This is a genomic window from Shewanella sp. 3_MG-2023, from assembly GCF_030548765.1.
Classification (GTDB): domain Bacteria; phylum Pseudomonadota; class Gammaproteobacteria; order Enterobacterales; family Shewanellaceae; genus Shewanella.
Genome location: NZ_JAUOSH010000009.1, coordinates 74,440 through 93,515 on the forward strand (window position 1 = coordinate 74,440; position 19,076 = coordinate 93,515).

The 19,076-nt window shown below is 40.2% G+C and carries 13 protein-coding genes; 5 read left to right on the plus strand and 8 right to left on the minus strand.

Annotation, left to right across the window (positions count from 1 at the left end):
* The first annotated feature begins 23 nt into the window (after positions 1-23).
* Positions 24-4,493 (plus strand): ATP-binding protein, encoded by a 4,470-nt coding sequence (locus Q4591_RS07145; RefSeq protein WP_303460191.1) that lies wholly within the window; start codon positions 24-26, stop codon positions 4,491-4,493.
* 271 nt (positions 4,494-4,764) lie between these two features.
* On the opposite strand, the gene Q4591_RS07150 is transcribed toward Q4591_RS07145, so the two are convergent.
* Entirely contained in the window at positions 4,765-5,406 is a 642-nt protein-coding gene (locus Q4591_RS07150) for a TetR/AcrR family transcriptional regulator (protein ID WP_102439372.1), read from the minus strand.
* Between the two features lie 121 nt (positions 5,407-5,527).
* On the opposite strand from Q4591_RS07150, the gene Q4591_RS07155 reads away from it, so the two are divergent.
* The gene (locus Q4591_RS07155) at positions 5,528-6,394 is read left to right on the plus strand and encodes a LysR family transcriptional regulator (protein ID WP_102439371.1); all 867 of its coding nucleotides are present in this window, start codon (positions 5,528-5,530) and stop codon (positions 6,392-6,394) included.
* 103 nt (positions 6,395-6,497) lie between these two features.
* Here Q4591_RS07155 and Q4591_RS07160 read toward each other — a convergent pair whose 3' ends face one another.
* Both Q4591_RS07160 and Q4591_RS07165 read right to left on the minus strand, forming a co-directional pair.
* A complete protein-coding gene (locus Q4591_RS07160; RefSeq protein WP_303460194.1) occupies positions 6,498-6,851 on the minus strand; it encodes a cytochrome c3 family protein in 354 nt (117 codons plus the stop codon).
* 28 nt (positions 6,852-6,879) lie between these two features.
* Positions 6,880-8,400: a flavocytochrome c gene (locus tag Q4591_RS07165; protein ID WP_303460198.1), complete on the minus strand. Its 1,521-nt coding sequence runs from the start codon at positions 8,398-8,400 to the stop codon at positions 6,880-6,882.
* A 389-nt stretch (positions 8,401-8,789) separates the two neighbouring features.
* On the opposite strand from Q4591_RS07165, the gene Q4591_RS07170 reads away from it, so the two are divergent.
* On the plus strand, positions 8,790-9,698 hold the full coding sequence (locus Q4591_RS07170; RefSeq protein WP_303460201.1) for a helix-turn-helix transcriptional regulator: 909 nt from the start codon (positions 8,790-8,792) through the stop codon (positions 9,696-9,698).
* Positions 9,699-10,039: 341 nt separating this feature from the next.
* Here the strand turns inward: Q4591_RS07170 and Q4591_RS07175 are convergent, their stop codons facing one another.
* The 5 genes from Q4591_RS07175 to Q4591_RS07195 form a co-directional block, all read right to left on the minus strand.
* A complete protein-coding gene (locus Q4591_RS07175; protein WP_303460204.1) occupies positions 10,040-11,809 on the minus strand; it encodes a flavocytochrome c in 1,770 nt (589 codons plus the stop codon).
* A gap of 208 nt (positions 11,810-12,017) precedes the next feature.
* Positions 12,018-13,652 carry a transporter substrate-binding domain-containing protein gene (locus Q4591_RS07180; RefSeq protein ID WP_303460206.1) on the minus strand — a complete coding sequence of 545 codons (1,635 nt, stop codon included), beginning with the start codon at positions 13,650-13,652 and terminating at the stop codon, positions 12,018-12,020.
* On the minus strand, positions 13,649-14,998 hold the full coding sequence (locus tag Q4591_RS07185) for a response regulator (protein WP_303460209.1): 1,350 nt from the start codon (positions 14,996-14,998) through the stop codon (positions 13,649-13,651). Before Q4591_RS07185 ends, Q4591_RS07180 begins: the two co-directional genes overlap by 4 nt.
* Positions 14,999-15,171: 173 nt before the next feature.
* The gene (locus Q4591_RS07190) at positions 15,172-16,290 is read right to left on the minus strand and encodes a hypothetical protein (protein WP_303460211.1); all 1,119 of its coding nucleotides are present in this window, start codon (positions 16,288-16,290) and stop codon (positions 15,172-15,174) included.
* 53 nt (positions 16,291-16,343) lie between these two features.
* Positions 16,344-17,090, minus strand: a complete 747-nt coding sequence (locus Q4591_RS07195; protein WP_102530961.1) for a cupin domain-containing protein — start codon at positions 17,088-17,090, stop codon at positions 16,344-16,346.
* 553 nt (positions 17,091-17,643) lie between these two features.
* Between Q4591_RS07195 and Q4591_RS07200 the strand changes: the two genes are divergently transcribed.
* Together Q4591_RS07200 and Q4591_RS07205 are read left to right on the plus strand one after the other, a co-directional pair.
* Positions 17,644-18,396 (plus strand): hypothetical protein, encoded by a 753-nt coding sequence (locus Q4591_RS07200; protein WP_303460220.1) that lies wholly within the window; start codon positions 17,644-17,646, stop codon positions 18,394-18,396.
* Positions 18,396-19,067: a type 1 glutamine amidotransferase gene (locus Q4591_RS07205; RefSeq protein WP_102530634.1), complete on the plus strand. Its 672-nt coding sequence runs from the start codon at positions 18,396-18,398 to the stop codon at positions 19,065-19,067. Before Q4591_RS07200 ends, Q4591_RS07205 begins: the two co-directional genes overlap by 1 nt.
* Positions 19,068-19,076 lie beyond the last annotated feature (9 nt).

Here is a 19,076-nt window from a genome sequence, read left to right on the forward strand (position 1 = left end):
ATTTCTATAAGGGAACCAAAATTTTGATCGATTTTTCTACCATCAATGCATTTAACAAAGGACCAAGAGAATCCTTTGAAGATCTTATTTGTGTACTTGCTCGCCGTGAAAAACATGAAAACGGAATTGAGTACCAATCCAATGATGGTTGTGGAGGTGATGGTGGTGTAGAAGCTATATGGATTTTAAATAGTGGAAGAAAAATTGGTTATCAGGCGAAGTATTTCCTTTCTATTGATGACTCCCAGTGGCAACAAATGGACAAGTCTGTAAGACAGGCTTTAAAAGTACACCCAGAACTACAAGAATATGTTTTTGCATTATCAAAGGACCTTACTCCCACTCGAGGAACGAAAGGTAAGTCTCAAAGGGAAAAGTGGGATGAGCATGTTATAAAGTGGAAAGGTTGGGCAGCGGAAAAAGCTATTGAAATTAATTTTAGACTTTGGTCAGAAACCGACCTGCGAGACATGCTTCTCAGAGAAGGGAACTCTCCTTTGGTCAAGTATTGGTTTGGCAAAGTAGTTTTAAACGATGCTTGGTTTCAAAACCAAGTCGATGTTGCTAAAAGAACACTAGACGATCGTTTTAACCCTAATGACCACGTAGAAGTAACGATTGAAGCCTTATTTGATACTTTAACTCGTGGTCCTCGAATTACTAAGCAGTTAATAAATGCTTTTAATGAACTAACAAAAACAAGAATCCCGAATGCTGAATTCTTATCAATAGAGCCTGTACCAGGTACTGATGCATTTTCGCTAGCCACTAAAGCGTTGAGTGAATTAATAGAACATAAAGACGCATTTCAGTGTGTCTTTAGTCAAACGTGGGACACTGACTCTACAGTCAATGCAATAAATTCTCTCCGTGAAGCTGTAAGCTCACTCGAAAACCAATACAGTTTAATTTACAAAAATGAACTATATGAGAGTGATAGTGAAAAACTCAAAGGCGCATTAGGAAGCCTGCGTGCGATTTATTCAGCTGTCAGTTCGTTGAATGACATTCTTTGCCATCCCAATGTTGAAGCTGAAGCACAACAATGTGCGATGATTCATGGACCAGCAGGAGCTGGAAAGTCTCATATTCTTGGGCAGATCGCGGAGCAACGAGAAAGCGAAGGCTTGCCAACAATTCTAGTTCTAGGTCAGAGCTTTTCAAATTCAGCATTTTGGGTACAGCTCGCAGATCTATTAGGTATAGAAGGAAAATCGGCTGGCGATGTATTGGGGTTGCTTAACGCTGCAGGGGAGCGAATAGGTAAGCGAACTCTTCTTCTATTTGATGCGATTAACGAAGGTGTGGGTGCCCAGTACTGGAGACAGAACTTAGCCGAGTTTGTTAATGAAATTAAAAAGTTTCCTTATTTGGCAGCAGTGTTCTCATGTAGGGAAGAGTATCTACCATACTCACTCCCTGGCTCCCTCAAGGCAACTTTACCAAAATTTAAGATAAATGGATTTTCGACACCTAAAGAGCTGGAGCGAGCAGCGATTAGATATCTTGATACCAAAGGAATAGCTCGACCAAATACACCATGGTTGTCACCAGAGTTTAGTAACCCTCTTTTTTTAAAAAGTACCAGTGAAGCTTTGCTCGCGAAAGGTAAAAAGGAGTTCCCACGTGGCCTAACTGGTATATCTCAAATTATGGTGCTCTATTTGGATGCTTTAAGTTGGCGTACAGGAGTAGAAACAGCTGACTCTAGTACTATTTCAAAATCAATTTTGCAGTGTGTCAGGTTGATTGCAAATAAAATGGCAGCAGATGCTTGCGACTATGTAGAACTTGAACAGGCTACAACCCTTGCCAAGCAAAGCTTTAAAGATAGAACCCCACCAGAAGGAAAAACTTGGCTTGAGGTTCTGATTCAAACAAGTTTGTTTCGTCGCGATCCTCCTCCTTATTCAGAAGAAATAGACCCCTTTAATCCTCCATCAGAGTTGATACGCTTTGCGTTTCAAAGATTTCAAGATCATCTCATGGCAACGGCTTTGGTTGAAAAGTTAACTAAAGAACAAGCCAGTAAAGCCTTCAATGAAGATGGACCACTTAATTTTTTATTTTACAGTGGCAACTTAGAGCATGCCGTTAAATACAAATATGCGGGATTGGTTAGCGCGTTATCTACAGTCTACCCAGAGAAGCTTAAATTAGAATTTGCCAAAACATTGCCCAATTGGGAACAACACTGGCAAGAAGAACAACTACTTCAAGTGGGATTTGGAGAAAGTTTTAAATGGAGAAATCCTGATGCTTTCACGGATTCGACAAGGGAATTATTAAATCGACTCGACGACCATTACGTAGAGCCATTAGGGCTTTTATTAGAAGTATCGATGACAATTGAGCATCCATTTAATGCTATGCGTTTACATACTCATCTAGTGCAGTTCTCAATGCCAGAAAGAGATCATCACTGGACTCGCTGGATAAATTGGGCTTCAAGAGAAGAATTTAGCCAAATTGATCGAGTAGTATCGTGGGCATTATCAGTATCAGGACGAACTGCCGATGTTAAGCACATGGAGTTGGCATCTATCGTATTGGTATGGTCGTTGTCATCGTCACACAAGACCTTACGAGACCGAGCGACAAAGGCATTAACCAAGCTATTTCTATCAAATTTAGGAATATATGGCTTTTTACTCGATAAAATGCATGACTGTAATGATCCATATGTTATTGAGCGGCTGTATGCTGCTGCATTTGGTGCGTGCTGTATAGAGCAGAGTAATGAACGATTAAGTTCCTACTCAGAGGACACTTATACAAAGATTTTTGCAGATAAAAAACCACCAGTAGCTTTGCTTACCAGAGACTACGCATTGGGGATAATTGAACTAGCCGATGCAAAGGGTGCCCTATGCGATGAAGTTATTTTAGAAAATTGCTATCCCCCATTTAAGAATAATGTACCTAAGTTTGATCTGAATAATGAAGAAGTTGAGGCGATTGCTGAAGCGTGCGGTGGGAAACAAATCTTCGATTCTGCATCTAGTGAATGGGGGGATTATGGGAAATACAGTATTCCAGGACGCGTCGATAGCTTTTTGACTACAGCACTTGATAAGCCAGCACCTATATCAAAAGAAAAACGTAAACATCGTTTTATCCAAGATGTAATTCAACCTTATAGTGAGCGTATTTGGGCTAGAGATGAATTAGAAAAAGCATCACTCATGGCCATAATGTCACAGTTTGCCAATAATGAAAGGGAAGACTACTCAGAAGACACTCATCTTGAAGAAGAAAAAAACAATGCCCTACGTCATTTAGAAGATCTACTAAATGAAGAGGAGCAAGCAAGACTTAAGACTGAGTATTTCGATGAAGGTGACTACGAAGAATTTAACAAAGTAGATGTTCAGCAGTGCCGACTATGGATCACAAAGAGGGCTTATGACCTAGGTTGGAGCTCTAAGTTGTTCCCTAGGGATGGAAACGGTTCTACTAATTCGAGACATGAAAATGACTTGGAACGAATTGGCAAAAAATATCAACGTATTGCCCTAGATGAACTACAAGCTCGTCTGGCCGATAACTTCTGGTATCTGCAAGGCTGGCCTGAACAACCATATATCTATCGGTATAGCCACCAAGATTTCCGTCGTAATATTGAGCCTACAATTTTGCCTAATGGGAATCAAAGCATAATTCCTAATGCTCACTCTAACATCTGGATGACAGAGCCTAATATCAAACTCCCAGAAGTTAATGAAGAATATCTTAAGCTCTGGCCTTTTGACGAAGATCCAACTCAGTCTATGAAGAAAAAAATTGTAAAAGTTGATAAGGAAGGTAAGAGCTGGCTGGTCTTATATGAGTTCAACTTAGATAAACAAAAGTATGATGAGCCTTGCTCGGGTGAGCATGGACTTCGATATGAAGAATTCAGATTTTTCTATTGTTTATTCGTAAAACGAGGCAAAGCAGAGGAGTTTTCGGCACAGATTAAGTCAAAGCAGTCAGTATGTGGTCACTCTTACCGACCAGTTGAATTTACTGATGGACCTTACTTGCGTGAAGCATATTGGCGTGAAACTTGGCCATCGGAAAAATATACAGAACGCTCATCTGATGAATGTGAATTTGCAATTCCTGTAGTTAACTACATTTGGGAGAGCCACCTTGATAAATCTCTTCCTGATGGGTTTTCTCTTTATATGCCACAAAAGTGGCTTGCTGATGAGCTGAAAATTTCAATGTCTGAAAAGAACCCTCATCAGTGGATAGATCATCTTGGCAATATAGTAGTGCAAGCAAATAGCTCATTCGAAGAACAAACCTCAGTCATTATTGATGAAGACGTTCTCAACTCTTATTCTGAAGAATTTGGAGTCGAACCAGTTTGGCTTATGATTGCTGAACGGAGTGCTTTTCCCAATGGAAGCAACAAGAATTTTTGCGGACGAAGAGCTGAAGGAGTTGTTTGGAAAGAGAACGGTTGTTGGAAGCAAGTTGAGTGGAATAAAGATACTAAAAAATAATTCGATTAATGATAAATAATCTGGAAAATGATATGTTGATATCTACATTTTTAGGAAAAAATAACTTTCAAAACTCATTTTTCTGGGAAATACACACACGCCTTGTTGTTAAAGGCTTTACAGAAATCTTCCAGATTCCACGTGTGGCAGTACTTGTGTACCATGAGATAAGTCATCGTTAAATAATGATTTAAAGCAAAGCGAGAAGTCATTTCTCGCTTTTTTATCGCTTTTTTTAACTACAAAATCAAAATCGCTTATTTTTGACAGCTTAATGTGCAGTATGCACTTTGGTTTTCAGCCAGCTTTTAAAATCTTTTTCTGTGGGGATACGTTTTGCTGAGTGACCTAGCAATTGCGTTAACGCATAACTAAATTGATGATATAACTTAGGATCGTCATGCTGCTTATGGCCATCATCGATATTAATTACTGCGCCGCGTAAGTAATTCATCACCAACTCAACCCGGTCAAAGCCTGCCACTTCACCTATTTCACGTATGGTATTTTCATTCCAGCGATAAGACTCAGCGGTCAATTTCTCATAACGTTGACGATAATAATCGCTGCAATTATTCAGTAGAGTTTCATTGGGCAGAACCCGCTCAATGACAAAATGTTGCTCAGATAAAATACTAAACAAACGCTGGCAGTGATGGAAAATAAAACGTTGATAGGGATCGGGGTACATTGCTGTATCTGACTCAATTTGCGCTAACCACTGCTCGAACTGGGCACAGCCAACTGCCACGATTAAATCAGCCTCAGTGGTGAAGTGATTGTAGATTGTCCCTTTGGATATTTGACTTGCTTTCACCAAGTGAGAACGGCATAAATCAAAGATTTTATGTCCTTTTAAGCACCTTTGAGAAACCTCAACTAAATAGTCTCCCCGCTGATCCCAACTGCTCATCCTGACCTCGGTATACTTTATGTAAATTTATTGTTTCAACTTCACATTCAAACAATAACAAGCTTTAAGGAAACCCTATACTGAGTAATACTAATACCACTATGAACAATTGTAATAGCCAATGTTAAAAGTTGAATTGTTAGAAAGTTTTATTGCGGTTGCCGAGTGTGGCAATTTATCTAAAGCTGCAGAAAAAATTTGCCGCACCCAATCAGCTTTAAGCCTACAAATCAAAAAGCTTGAAGAAAGTGTCGGTCAAACTTTGCTACTTAGAGATAACAAAGGGGTGTCACTGACTGAATCCGGTGAAACCCTACTTAATTACGCCTATAAGATGATCCAACTCAATTCACAAATATTGGATGAACTTAAAGATAATTCCAACAAACAAACTATTCGCTTTGGCGTCCCAACTGATTACATTAAACGTTATTTAAATAGTTGTTTATTAGAATTTATTCGTGAATTTACCCGCATTGAATTAGTGATCGATACCGATGTTAGCGGCAACTTATATAAGCGGCTGCAACAGGGTGAATTTGATGTGATTGTGGCCACCCACTGGCAGGCTCCCGTTAATGGTGAGTTGTTATTTGAACGCCAATTTCATTGGGTCGCAGCTAAAAATGGCAATGCCCATTTGCACAGTACCATTCCAATGGCGCTGTATCCTGAAAACTGCCCAATTCGAGCGCAAGTTTTTGCTAATCATCAATTATCGATGCGACCAATCAATGTATTGCTGTCTTCACCCTCACCTAATGCGCTGTGCATGGCGGTGGAAAATGACTTAGCCATTGCCCCTATTGCTGAATTTCGCATTAACGATAAGATGCAAATATTGGATCCTATTGAGCATGGTTTGCCGCCATTGCCGGTATTTAATGAGTCGGTGTACGTTAATCCAGAAACTCAAAGCCCTGTCACGGAGCAATTAGTCAACTTGATCAAAGCCAATGTGGTATCACTGGCATCTGCAAAGGTTTAACCCTCTCTTAAAACGTCTTTTTAAACACCTGCTACCGAAATAAAAACATAAAAAAGGAGCGATAAACGCTCCTTTTGTTTGGGGATAACACTAAGCTGTAAGCTTATTCTTTATGCTTGCCGTACTCAAAGGTGTGACAATTACTGCACAGTGGCTTTTTCGCTTTATGCTCGCTGTGACACTCTTGGCAAGGTAGCTCTTTACCATAGTGCAGATTGTTATGCGGGTTTTGCCACTTATCTTCTTCACTGCGAGCAGTTTGTTCAGCTAAATCATCTACATTGTGGCACGCTAAACACGATTCATCAGATGGATATTGCTTCATGCCTTGGTCATGGCACGCTTTACAATCTTTACCGATAACGTCTTTATGGTAGTCACGTATTTCTACTGATTGAGCTGATAAGCTGGCGAAACTAAGCATAGCCAGTGCAAGCATAATCTTTAATGTTTTCATCAATAATTCCTCTTGTTTACTTGCTATGTTAAGCATTCATCATGCTACGAGCGGCAGTCATACCCATCACCATACATTCAGGTATCGAACAACTTCCTAAACGGCTGACCCCATGGATCCCACCACACACTTCACCTGCAGCAAATAAACCTGTTATCGCTTGTCCTGTGAAACTGTCTTTCACTTCAGCTTTAGTAGTAATTTGCACTCCACCTTGGCAGTAATGCACTTTTGGCCATAAACGCACCACGGTAAATGGTGCTTCAATGTACTTACCAGCAGCCTTGGTCATGTTCTTACCAAACTGCTTATCCTCACCAGATTTAACATATTGATTATATTCTTTAATCTGCGCTTTGAGTGCTTTAAGTGGCACATTGAAATGGGTCGCTAATTCATCAACCGACTCAAACTTCCAACCGACGTTATACTTAATCACCTTCTTGGTATTTGGATGCTTTTTAGAATCCTTATAGCTGGTGATCAGCAATGGAGGATATGGATTACCTTGCTCGTCACGACAACTTAACTCAGCATCGGCGCGGGTTTTACGGTCCGCAATTTCATTCATGAAACGCTTACCGGTTAAGCGGTTTACCGCCATTGAATGTGGGAAATTATAAATTGAGTAGTTAGACACATAGCCAAAACCCCCTTCATCAGGAGATGCCCATGGGCCAGATTGAATATGAGCTAAATGAACTGGCACCGCGCCTAAGCGGAACATTTCGTACATGCCTTCACCTGTTGCGCCGGGTGCGTTGGTACAACCCACTTCAGCAGTAAGTGTTGGATCTTGCGCCATACGTAAATTAACATTTTGAGCAAAACCACCAGTGGCCATGATCACCCCACGTTTCGCTCTCACATTAATCACTTTGCCTGGTTGGTCTTCTTCAAAGTGATAGTTTTGACGCATTTTAACGCCTAATACTTCACCTTTTTCACCGACTAAGAAGCCTTCAAACTTCGAACGGTTGTGGGTGTTAACACCTAACTCGCGGCATTTTTTAAGTAATGGCTGAGTGATCCCCGCGCCGCAACTTACGGTTGTTTGATAAGTACGAGCTACTGAGTGACCACCAAGTTGTTGTAAATACGGATGATATTCAGAACCTGCATCTAAGGTCATTTGCAGTGCTTCAACAGCATGCTCTGCTACATGACGTAACAAGGCTTCATCTGCAATACCACGACCTGCTTTCATTTGATCGCCTACCATGCGCTCAACTGAATCGTCAACGCCTTCTTGTTGCTGCATTGGCGTTCCCGGCGCAGCAAACAGACCGCCATTAATGGCGGAGTTACCACCAAAGTAGGACATCTTTTCAAAAATATGCACATCTTTGGCGCCAAGCTTTTTCGCTTCGATTGCTGCTGCTAATCCGGCAAAGCCCGAACCAATAATCACAATTTCAAATTCTTCATCCCACTTAACACCTGCAGCTTTTTCTGATACTGCCATCGCAGGAGCAACCATTGCCGCGCCAGCTGCTACGCCTAAACCCGTGATAAATTTACGGCGTCCCAATAAGTCTATTTTAGTCATCGGTCATCACCCTTTTGTTTTGATTGACACCGATATAATAGAACTGGAATCGATTCCAAAATGGGAACCAATGTTAAATTATGTCGAAAGTGGTTATTTTTATGTCACTAATCAATTGTAGGTAGGATTTTCAATAAAAATGTAACAGGTGAAGTGTTTTGGAATGGTTTCCAAATTGAGTGAATAACCGACATATTAATGCTCAAAAACCCTAATGCGCTTTGCTCAGATAATCACACAAATTAAGCCGTTAACCTGCTAGACCAAATGTGACCGAATAGTCGTTTTCACTGTAGATAGTGTTTTGTTCAACATAGCTATGTAATGATGTAAATCTGAATATGCTTATTTTCAAAAGATAAATACCTCAGCACCACAAAGGATAACCAATGACAGAGCCCGCCGAATTAACTTACATGAGTGTGAAGCAAGTATCAGCGTACCTTTCTCTCAGTGAAAAAAAAGTCTATTCAATGGCCAATGACTGCATTTTACCGGCAAGTAAAATTACCGGAAAATGGTTATTCCCTAAGATACTCATCGACAGATGGATAATGGAATCTTGTCACAGTGGCATATTGTCAGACCGTATGCACATTACTGGCAGTGATGACCCATTATTGTCAATGCTAGTTGCAAAAGTGATGTCGCAGGTGGGCACCAGTGAACTGGTCAGTTATAGCTCGACGGGTTCTAGCTTAGGCTTAGATATATTATCCCGTGGTTATGCGGATGTGTGTGCTTTGCACTGGGGTAGGCTTGAAGACAGCAATGAAAGCCATCTTGAATTATTAAAAAAATATCCAAACCACCAGCAATGGCTAATGTTGCATGGCTTTAACCGTAAACAAGGTTTAATGATGCGCCCAGAAACGCACCTTAAATACGAAACGCTAACTGAAGCCTCTGCGAGTACCTCTTTACCATCCTGGCGCTGGATAGCCCGTCAGGCAGGATCTGGCAGTCAGCAACACCTTGAGCAATGGCTAGCAACAAAAGACATCGATTTTGAAGAGGTTAATTCGACCATCGTAGCCCAAAGCGAACGTGAATTGGCAGGTTATATTGCCCGTCATAATGGTGATATCGGCTTTGGTTGTCAGTCTGTAGCCTTTGAAAGCGGACTAAGCTTTGTCCCCATTCTTACTGAGTCTTTTGACTTTGTCATGCCGCAAAGCATCTACTTTAGACGCCAATTACAACAACTTTTATGTATGTTTCAAGAGCCAAAATCAATTCAACTCGCCGCTACGCTTGGCGGCTATGATCTCACTGATTGCGGTAAGTTGCTTATGTAGACGATGGTAATCGTTACATTATGCTGTAGTAGAAATTCAATATTGGTAATACTAAATGAGCTACGTTGCTGAAGTAGAAGCTAGCAATGCGCGCTTGTTATATGATTTGTCATGAGCGACCCCGAATATATCAGTAAACAGGTATTTTCAAATACTCTGATAAATGCTGTTAGCTGTCATCCATTGGACGTTTACTTTGCCATTATGGGGCTGCATCAAAGTAACTATAGCCGATTAAAAATTAGTAAACGGCCCTGAATCGCTTTATCATCACGTTCGAAGACCGTCCTAAAAAACTACATTTAAAACTGCAATTACACAGAGTTATTTACAAGCTCAGTTTAGCGGGAACTATTATTGATCACATTAGCGGCTTCATTACCCGCTAAACGACCAAACACAACCGTGTCTGCTATCGCATTACCACCAAGGCGATTTTTACCATGGACGCCACCAGTCACTTCACCTGATGCGTAAAGGCCATTTACCTTTTTACCGTTATTAAGATAAACCTCTGCCTTTTCATTGATAGCAATACCTCCCATTGTGTGATGAATCGCGGGTGCAACATCAACAACATATATGGGAAACTTAACATCCGTTTTCATAAATTTCTTTTCGAATGCGAGATCCTTACCATTCTTTTGAAATTCGTTATATTTATCGAGGGTGTCCTTAGTCTTCTTCGCTGGCATTCCTGTCAATGCCTCGAGTTCATCGTAGCTATTGACGATATCAACTAACCCTAGAATTTCTAAGCCTTTTAGCTGGCTGAGTTCATTAAGCACATCTTGATCGTAAAGCATCCAAGAGTGACTATTTGATTGATCTATTATCGCTGCAGAAACAACATCTCGCGTCCCAAGCTCATCAACAAATCGCTCACCTTCATCATTCAGTAAAATTGCACCAGCACCGCGTATCGTACCCGTGATGAGAATTTTACCTTTAGCAGCAGTAGGGAACAGCTGGATCTCTTTCACATCCTTAACTTTTCCATCAATCTCTTTCACTAGCGTAATACCATCACCCTGGTTGCCCTTATTATTTGTGGTAGCCACACCTTTTAAATCTGGGCGAAAGCTTGACACCATATCGTTATTTGCAGCAAAACCACCTGAGGCAATGACCACACTCGAAGCGCCTACCATGTAATATCCTTGATAGCGACCTTTAACGACAACACCCTTAATTTGATCATTATCATCGACCACAAGTTTGACGACGGGAGCATTAACTCTGGTTTCAATATTGTGCTTCTCGGTCGCTGCAATAAGGGTTTTCATTATATGTGGACCCGCTTTTGCGCCACCTGTTGGACGGTGAACCCGCTCAAAACTATGCCCGCCAGGTCGACCAACAGAATTAAGATCAGCTCCCAAAGACTTCAACCATTCAACTCCATCCGCGCCATTATCACTTAATGTTCTAGCCAACTTAGGATCATTATGTTGATAGCCTCCTTTCATTGTATCTTGATACCAAACCTCTTTTGAGTCGGCTATATTTAGTGATTTTTGCGTTGTAGATTCTGCAGAAGCCATGCCCCCAGCCGCCAACATAGAGTTACCTCCAGGTAAAGGCTCTTTTTCTAAAATCAATATGTTATCGACTCCTGCTTCTGCAGCAGATACAGCTGCAGTAGTGCCTGAGGCGCCAGAGCCTATAACCACAATATTAACGGTTTCTATAGGGCCCGCTGCAATCGCTTTATCCACCTGTTTTTGGTCAACCGTTAGTGCTGTAGGGCGCCATTGATTATCACCAAAAGGCATTTTTAAATCGAAGTCATGGCACGAGTTACACATCAATGACGACTCTTTGTGACCTGAGTGACAAGTCGTACAATTAAGAGTGCCTAAATCAATGTGCGAATTGTGTGGGTCTACGCCGTGACTCTCTTTCAATGCAAGCTCTTCATAACCACCATGGCAATCAATACACGCAGCATTTTCCAACGTTAACGCATCATCAATCTTCATATCTTCACGGTGACATGTTTGACAGCTAGTAAAATCTTTATGCTTGGTCACTAACCCTTGTGCGCTAGCGGTACCGGCACTTAAAAATAAGGTGCTGGCTAGAATTATATTGAGCTTTGTCAGTTTCATGTAGGTTTCCTATCATTTGGGTAAGTATCGTCATAATAGGCGCTTAAATGCATAGGGAATAGAGAGGAGCACTGCAAAATATTGCTTCTGTGTGGCTAGCGTTATAAATAGTTGGTATAAATGTAAGCTGTTAATTTAAAACTAAAATTGTTTTTTTGCAATTCAACTCCTCAATAGTGAGGCGTCGGGTGGATTGCTATCATCGCTTTCAACGTTTTGGAATAAATATGCTGACAGTCGTCCCTATATTGAGCTGGGATTCAATCTCCATGTACCCCTGATGCTCTATTATTATTCGTTTACAAATGGCCAAACCCAGCCCCATTCCTCCCTCCGTTCTTCGCGTCGTAAAAAAGCCTTCATCGGCTTGAGATAAAGTATGTTCAGACATGCCATGCCCGTTGTCACGTACACTGATAACATTATGTGTAGACGACTGGGTTACAGCCAAATAAATAACGCCACCAGAGGTTGGGCAAGCATGAATGGCGTTTTCAATAATATTAACTAACACTTGCTCTAGTCGTGCTTTATTACCGTAAATATTGATTGCACGCTTAAGGGAGTTATCGTAGAGCTCAACATTATAGTTTTTACTTAAAGGTGAGCATAAAAGCAGGGTTGCCTGACAAAGTTCACCGGCACTCATATCATGAAACTCAGTTGCGGGCGTTGGCCGTGCATAGTCTTTCAGCTCTTTAACAATATTACTTATTTTTTTACTCGACTGGGTTATTTGACACTGCTGTTGTGTCATCTCAATGCTAATTTTATTGAGATCAATATTATGCAACAACAAGTCCATTTCTAATCCGGGAGTTTGCACGGTAAAATTAAGTAACCGCTGTGCATTTTTGCCTAACTCTTCACCTGAACGAATAATAATTCCGTTTGGGTTATTGATTTCATGGGCTATACCTGCAGAAAGGGTACCTAGCGTGGCAAGTTTTGCTTTTTCTTGTGCTATTGCAGATTGAATTTTTAACTCTCTAGTACGGCAATTTACAACATGTCGTAACGACACCACCCATACCATTGCAGCGATAAATATCAGTATGCCAAAAGTGGTGATATTGATAAACCACGTTTTCATTGTTGCGTAATTTCTAATTTTATCAGTCGTACCAAACCAACTTTCACGAAGTTTAAAAAGCTGACCATTATTGCTCAAATGAATAAGAGAATCATGGATCTGCTTTTGAATTTCCACAGCGTCATTCCGACTAGCAAAGGCATAGGTTCTTGGGAACAAGGGCAATCCACTTACTTTTAGATTGGTGATGCGATTGCTCCCTAATGTATCATGGCCAACCTTGGCATTAATGATTGCCGCATCAGCCTTTCCTTCACTCACCAAGTTTAAAGCCTGCTTTTCAGATGATGCATAAATTAATTCAATGTTCAGATCTGCAGTAATCAATGCCAACTCCGTATAGGACCATTGATTTATAGCGACCGTTAAGCCGTGTAAATCGTTTAAGTCATAAATATCAGCACTCGAAAGTCGAGTGTAGATATGGCTATATGCAAGTGAAAAGGGTTCCGCTTTAATCGCCTTAGTGACGATTGAATTTTTTGAACCATCTGATGCAATACCAATGGTAATAACATCGATTTCACCAGCATTAAAGGCATGAACGATGCTCTCCCAATCAGAACTAACAATCGTTAGTTTAACCCCGTGAATACTTGCAACCTCCTGCATCAACTCAACATTAAAACCTCTTGGTTGACCTTTGTTGTCCACCCACTCATAAGGAGCAAAGTCTTTATCTATTCCATAGATAATCTCGGCATTGACGATTGATGGCAGTAATAACAGCAACAGCATAACTAGTTTCATCGTTTAGCTAACCGTCGGCATAAAGCCGCCGGGGAGAGCCCGAGTAATATAGCTGCATTTTTTTGAGAGTGGTTGCTGCGAGCCAATGCTTCTTGCACCAGCTCTTGGTTTACTTCTGCAATCGTAGGTAAAGGATCTGGAAAAACGATTTTATGACTGATAACAACTGGCTGTTTTACGTTCGCTGACATGCAGCGCCGCTTTGCTGTATGTAATGAAAGTTGTTGATCTACATCTAACGAATCTGAAACCAAGCTTGCCAATTCGGTAATATTACCCGGAAAATCGTAGCTCTTAATAACGTCGATAAAGGTGTTTACCGCGTCAACGTTACAAGTCACATCAAATGAATCCGGTAGGAAATAAGGAACTAAAAGCCCTAAATCTTCAATCCTTTCACGTAACGGGGGTAACTCGATATGGTGATTGCACAACTTATAATACAGATCGGCTCTGAAACTGCCCTCTTCGACCATCTTTTTAAGATCTACTGAACAAGTACAAATAATCCGAGCGCTAATAGGAAGTTGACAATGAGTTCCCAATGGTGAAAAACTATAACGATTAAGCAGTTCAAACAGGACACTTTGTGCGTATAAACTTAGGTTTTCGACCTGTGAGATCACTAAGTAGCCACTGTTAATCTTATGCAAAATGCCTAACTGTGGCTCTAAATGCCCCTGATAACCTCTACTACAGCCTAATAACTGGATTAACCAATGTTCACTGTCTGGGTGACACTGCAATTGTTCTAACTCTGCCTCTTTTGCAATACATTTTGCCAACGTTTTTTTGCCTGTTCCTGTTTCACCGCTAATAAGAATAGGTAAATTACTTGACTCTATTGTTTTGGCATAGCCAATGACTTGCTGCACTTTTAATGAGCGCGATATGATTGTTGAATAACCAATATCAAAATTTGGTTTATGATTGAAATAGAGCTTTACCATTGAGCGGTAACTTTTTTCTAGATTTCTTTTCTCAATAATTGTTTGTAATCTTTTCTCTAGTAAAGGACCTTCAGTCCCTTTGACGAGAAAATCAGCCGCACCTGCTTGCATACACTCAACAGCCGTATCTAAATTATCCATACCCGTTAACACTATTAATGTAATATCAGGGTATAGAGAATGAACTTCCTTTATTATATGTAGACCACTTATGGTCGGCATAATCAAATCAAGTAAAATTATGTCAATGTCTATTTCATTAAGTATCGCAGAACATTGTGTAGGGTCGGATAATTTAATTATATTAATATCGAGAGGTAAATTGTCGACAAGTTGAGCTATATTATCCACCCATACTTTTTCATCATCTAGTATTAAAGCATTTAATTTCGTCATATCACAGTCTTACTGCTGAATTTATTAACAAGAGTACTGAGTTGTTCAGAACAAATACGTTAGGGAGGTCACACAACTTTCTAATAGCTATTACTCATCGGCTTTATGTGATCGATTACACACAATGAAGCGAAGTTGATTGCGTTACCACAATCAACTTAATATAGGTAGTTTTAGAAAAAGTAAGCCATATTGACGTTAACTCTACTGTTCCATTTGTCATCAAGATCAACTAAACCAATCCCTTGGTCACCTAACCATAATGCATTCTTAGCGAAATAATGGTCGACATAAAATCGAAACTTATCCACAGCAATACTCACGCCAGTGGTGTTCAACTGTGTATCGTGCTGAGCAATGTCAGCAGTATCCGGCGTCACCATGCTATAGTCATTGTAGACAGTAAAATGCCCCCAATCACGGGTAAATCTCTTCGCGATATTGACAGTGTATATTTGACCTTTACTGGCAACTTCAAAACTACTATTGAGCATTTTCATGCCATAGTAATTAGTATCGTTTTGACCATCATTGTATTGTTCAAAGTGATAATCGACCATCTGCAACTGTATGTTTAGTCCTTTATAATTTGCATCAACATGAGCAGCGTAAGCCTTTGAAGTACCATTGTCATCAGCTTGTGCGTTATAGAGTTGTCCGTGCTGCAATGACGCACCAAGCTCTACATTTAAGTCGCCTAGCTCCATAAGGTAACTTTGCCTTATGTTGATGGTATTGGCATCTTCGTTATTATAATCAGTCCCATTTATCGTGCCGCTATAAGCTGCTGCCGAGAACCCACGCTTATCCGAAGCACCATATGCTGCACTCTTAAAGAAAGCGTACTCCGAGGTCCAACCCCCTTTAGCATAAGTGGCTTTTGCCCCAACCTCATAAGCATCTTCAAAACCTAAATAGTAATTAAGGCTGTACCACCAATTATGAGAGGCATAATTACGGTTGCCAAACGGCTTACCCACCAAACCGACATCAAATTGCCAATTTTCAACACCTTTATAATAAACATAACCGAGCTTTAAATAGTCATAACTATTCATAAATCGATAAGTTATATTTGACCCCCAAGCATCCCACTCTCCTTTAGCCACAAGCTCAAAACTATTAAAGGCAAGGTCGCCACCTTTTGATTGTGAACTGGTGGAATAATCTTGATATGAATAGTTATATTTGATGGAGCCACCAATGTCGATGGTATCATCCTGTGCCTGGACATAAGTAGAAGCTAAAAACACCACAGTTATCAAACTGAGGCTTTTTGTATTTAATTTCAAACGTTTCCCCCTTGGGCTGGGTTTGCGCCCAGCTCCACATGTGTTGTTATTTATTACTTGTCTTCATATAACCAGTTAGCAGCATCTTCTCCTTTAGCTGCTGGAATTTTTTGTGGAGGAGTGAGGCAATGTTTTTGGGGGTCTTCATCGGTCCAACACTCTTCAGGCATGAATGGTAAGCCACCCACATGGATAGAATCTAGGGAGGCATCATCCTCTTTCCACCAGAACCAGACAACTTCCATTGGTACGTCACCAGTATTTTTGATCGCATGCACATCGAATGGTCTTGTTAAAACAAAAGTGCCAGGGGTAGCTGTAACCACTTGATCATAATTATAAAACTCGCCTTCACCACTAACAACAACGTATGTTTCCCAGCTAGGATGCTGACCAACAGCGTAGACAGCACCTGGTTCAAAGGTAAAAGTACCAGCCATGATATTCTTAACATCTAGTGGGGCGCCTGGACCTAGAGGGTAGGTATAAGTGTAATTTGGATTAGCTTCAATTTTACTGGAATCAACTCCATGATCATCAGCCCATTGCTTATATGCTTTAAATCGAGCCGTCTTCATTTGAGGAAGGTCATCATAGGCATTAATATGCCATTGCAATCCATCACGAAAACCATTTACTGGATATTTAGTGCCGTACTCGTTATAACCACCTTTTTTCATTTCTGCACCAGATATGTATTTACCTTCCCACTCCCATTGTCCTTTCTCTGGGATATTGTGTGCCATTGCAGAACTTGAAAAAAGTGTAAATAAAGCTAAAGCTGTATATTTTATTGTCATTCTTATTTCTCTATAGGTAAATGTATAGACAAACAATATCAATAACTAATTACTAAATAAGTGACTTGGCTCAATTGAAAATAATAATTTTATTTTACTTATTGTTTTTGTGCGTAACATCTGCACCACTAAATAAAGAATTAACAAATTGCAATAGTTTATTATAATTGCAATTAATCAATTAAAATCACAACTTTCTATTACCAGAAAATTAAATATAACCGATTTTTATTCAATATATCTAATACAAAGAAATATTTCATCATGCTATTAATCAATATACTTATCTAACAACGAAAAATCTTTTTATTCGCTTCTACTATTGTCTTTATTATAAAAATCAGCCCCCTGTTACTAATAAATTAAAATTGAAGAGTTCGCATTCTAATTCGCTTATAGTAGAATTGAATTTCGAGGACGACCTCGATTCATATTCTTATCAGCTAAATCGAATGCAACAATGACAGTATTGTAAGCACTGATATAGCTTGAAAATAAACATATGAACACTTTCGGGGACGGCCCCATCTGATTTAGACAGATAGGAGCCACCATGTTCAATCCCGCTTATACCTTGTTAATATTTACCCTCTTTTTCAATATATTTACCTCCGTTCAAGCCGTTGAGAAACAATCAAACCATTATGGTGTGCATGGTATGACGTTGTTTGGTGGGAAAGATGGTTTATTTGCCTCACATTTACCTATGTACCATCAACCCCACAATGTACAAATGGTCATGCAGTTTCACTTTGCCAATGAGAAAGTTGAAAACTCAGTTAGGCAACAACTTCAACAACAATCATCGAGCCCACAACAGCTTTGGACTATCGTCCCTCAGCCATTTGATTTAATGACCTTACACCCTAAAATGTCAGATGAATTACCGCAATTACACATTGAGGTAGTTAAAGGACATTTTGAACGAGGTGGTAGCACTCAGTTCAAAGCACAAAAAATTATCATTGAAAAAGTGATATTATTTTCCACCTTAAACATCGAAAAAGAACAGCCCAAATCAGCCTCGGCGCAATATCAGAAAATTGCAGTATCACCCAACAGTCCCAATCAATTTTTGATTAAACGACTAGGCAACCGACCTGAAGCTGATCATTTATTAAGAGTGCTTAACTACGATTTATCCAAAGTGACACAGTTATCAGTGCCAATTAAATCAGGATTAACCGAATCAATTCACCCTTCAACGACAGCAATAACTGAAGCATTAGGAAAACAAAACCATCATCATGAGTTATCCGCAGCAAGTGTCATTGAAATTTATCTAGAAACCAGAGAATTACAATAATGGCGGTATTATCACTGGCAGTGATCCAGCATCACACTGCCGAAGGTCCTGGACGAATACAAGATTGGTGTGATCACCATGGACATCAATTGTCATGCTTCATGGCGCCTGCCGATGTTCTACCTAAGCTCACTGATTTTGATGGTCTCATTATTCTTGGCGGCCCAACCGATGTCGTAGAAAATCCCCCTTGGATGCAAGCTGAACTGAGTTTAATAACCGATGCTATCAAGATTGATATGCCTATATTAGCCATTTGCTTAGGCGCACAATTATTAGCAACCACATTGGGTGCAAGGATTTACCCATCAGAGAAACCTGAGCTAGGTTGGCTTGAGATTGAACTGACGAAAGAGGCTGTAACGACTGGTAAATTAGTAGTACCACAATGGCACTTTTATGGATTTGATTTTAGTCAGGCAGAACAAGAAAAACGGATGATAAACCCCGTCAGCATTGAGGCAAGATCAGCGCTATGTGAACAACAAGTATTTCGTCATCAGCGCCAACTTGGAGTGCAGTTTCATCCCGAGTGGGATGAAACGCAAATACTCAGGTTAATTGAGCATTTTAAACATGAATGCCCTTTCATAAAACATGAACAACAAATACTTCCTCAACAAGCACTACGACAATGGCTTAGCCGTGAGCTCTCTATATTGTTCGCTTAACTCACCAGC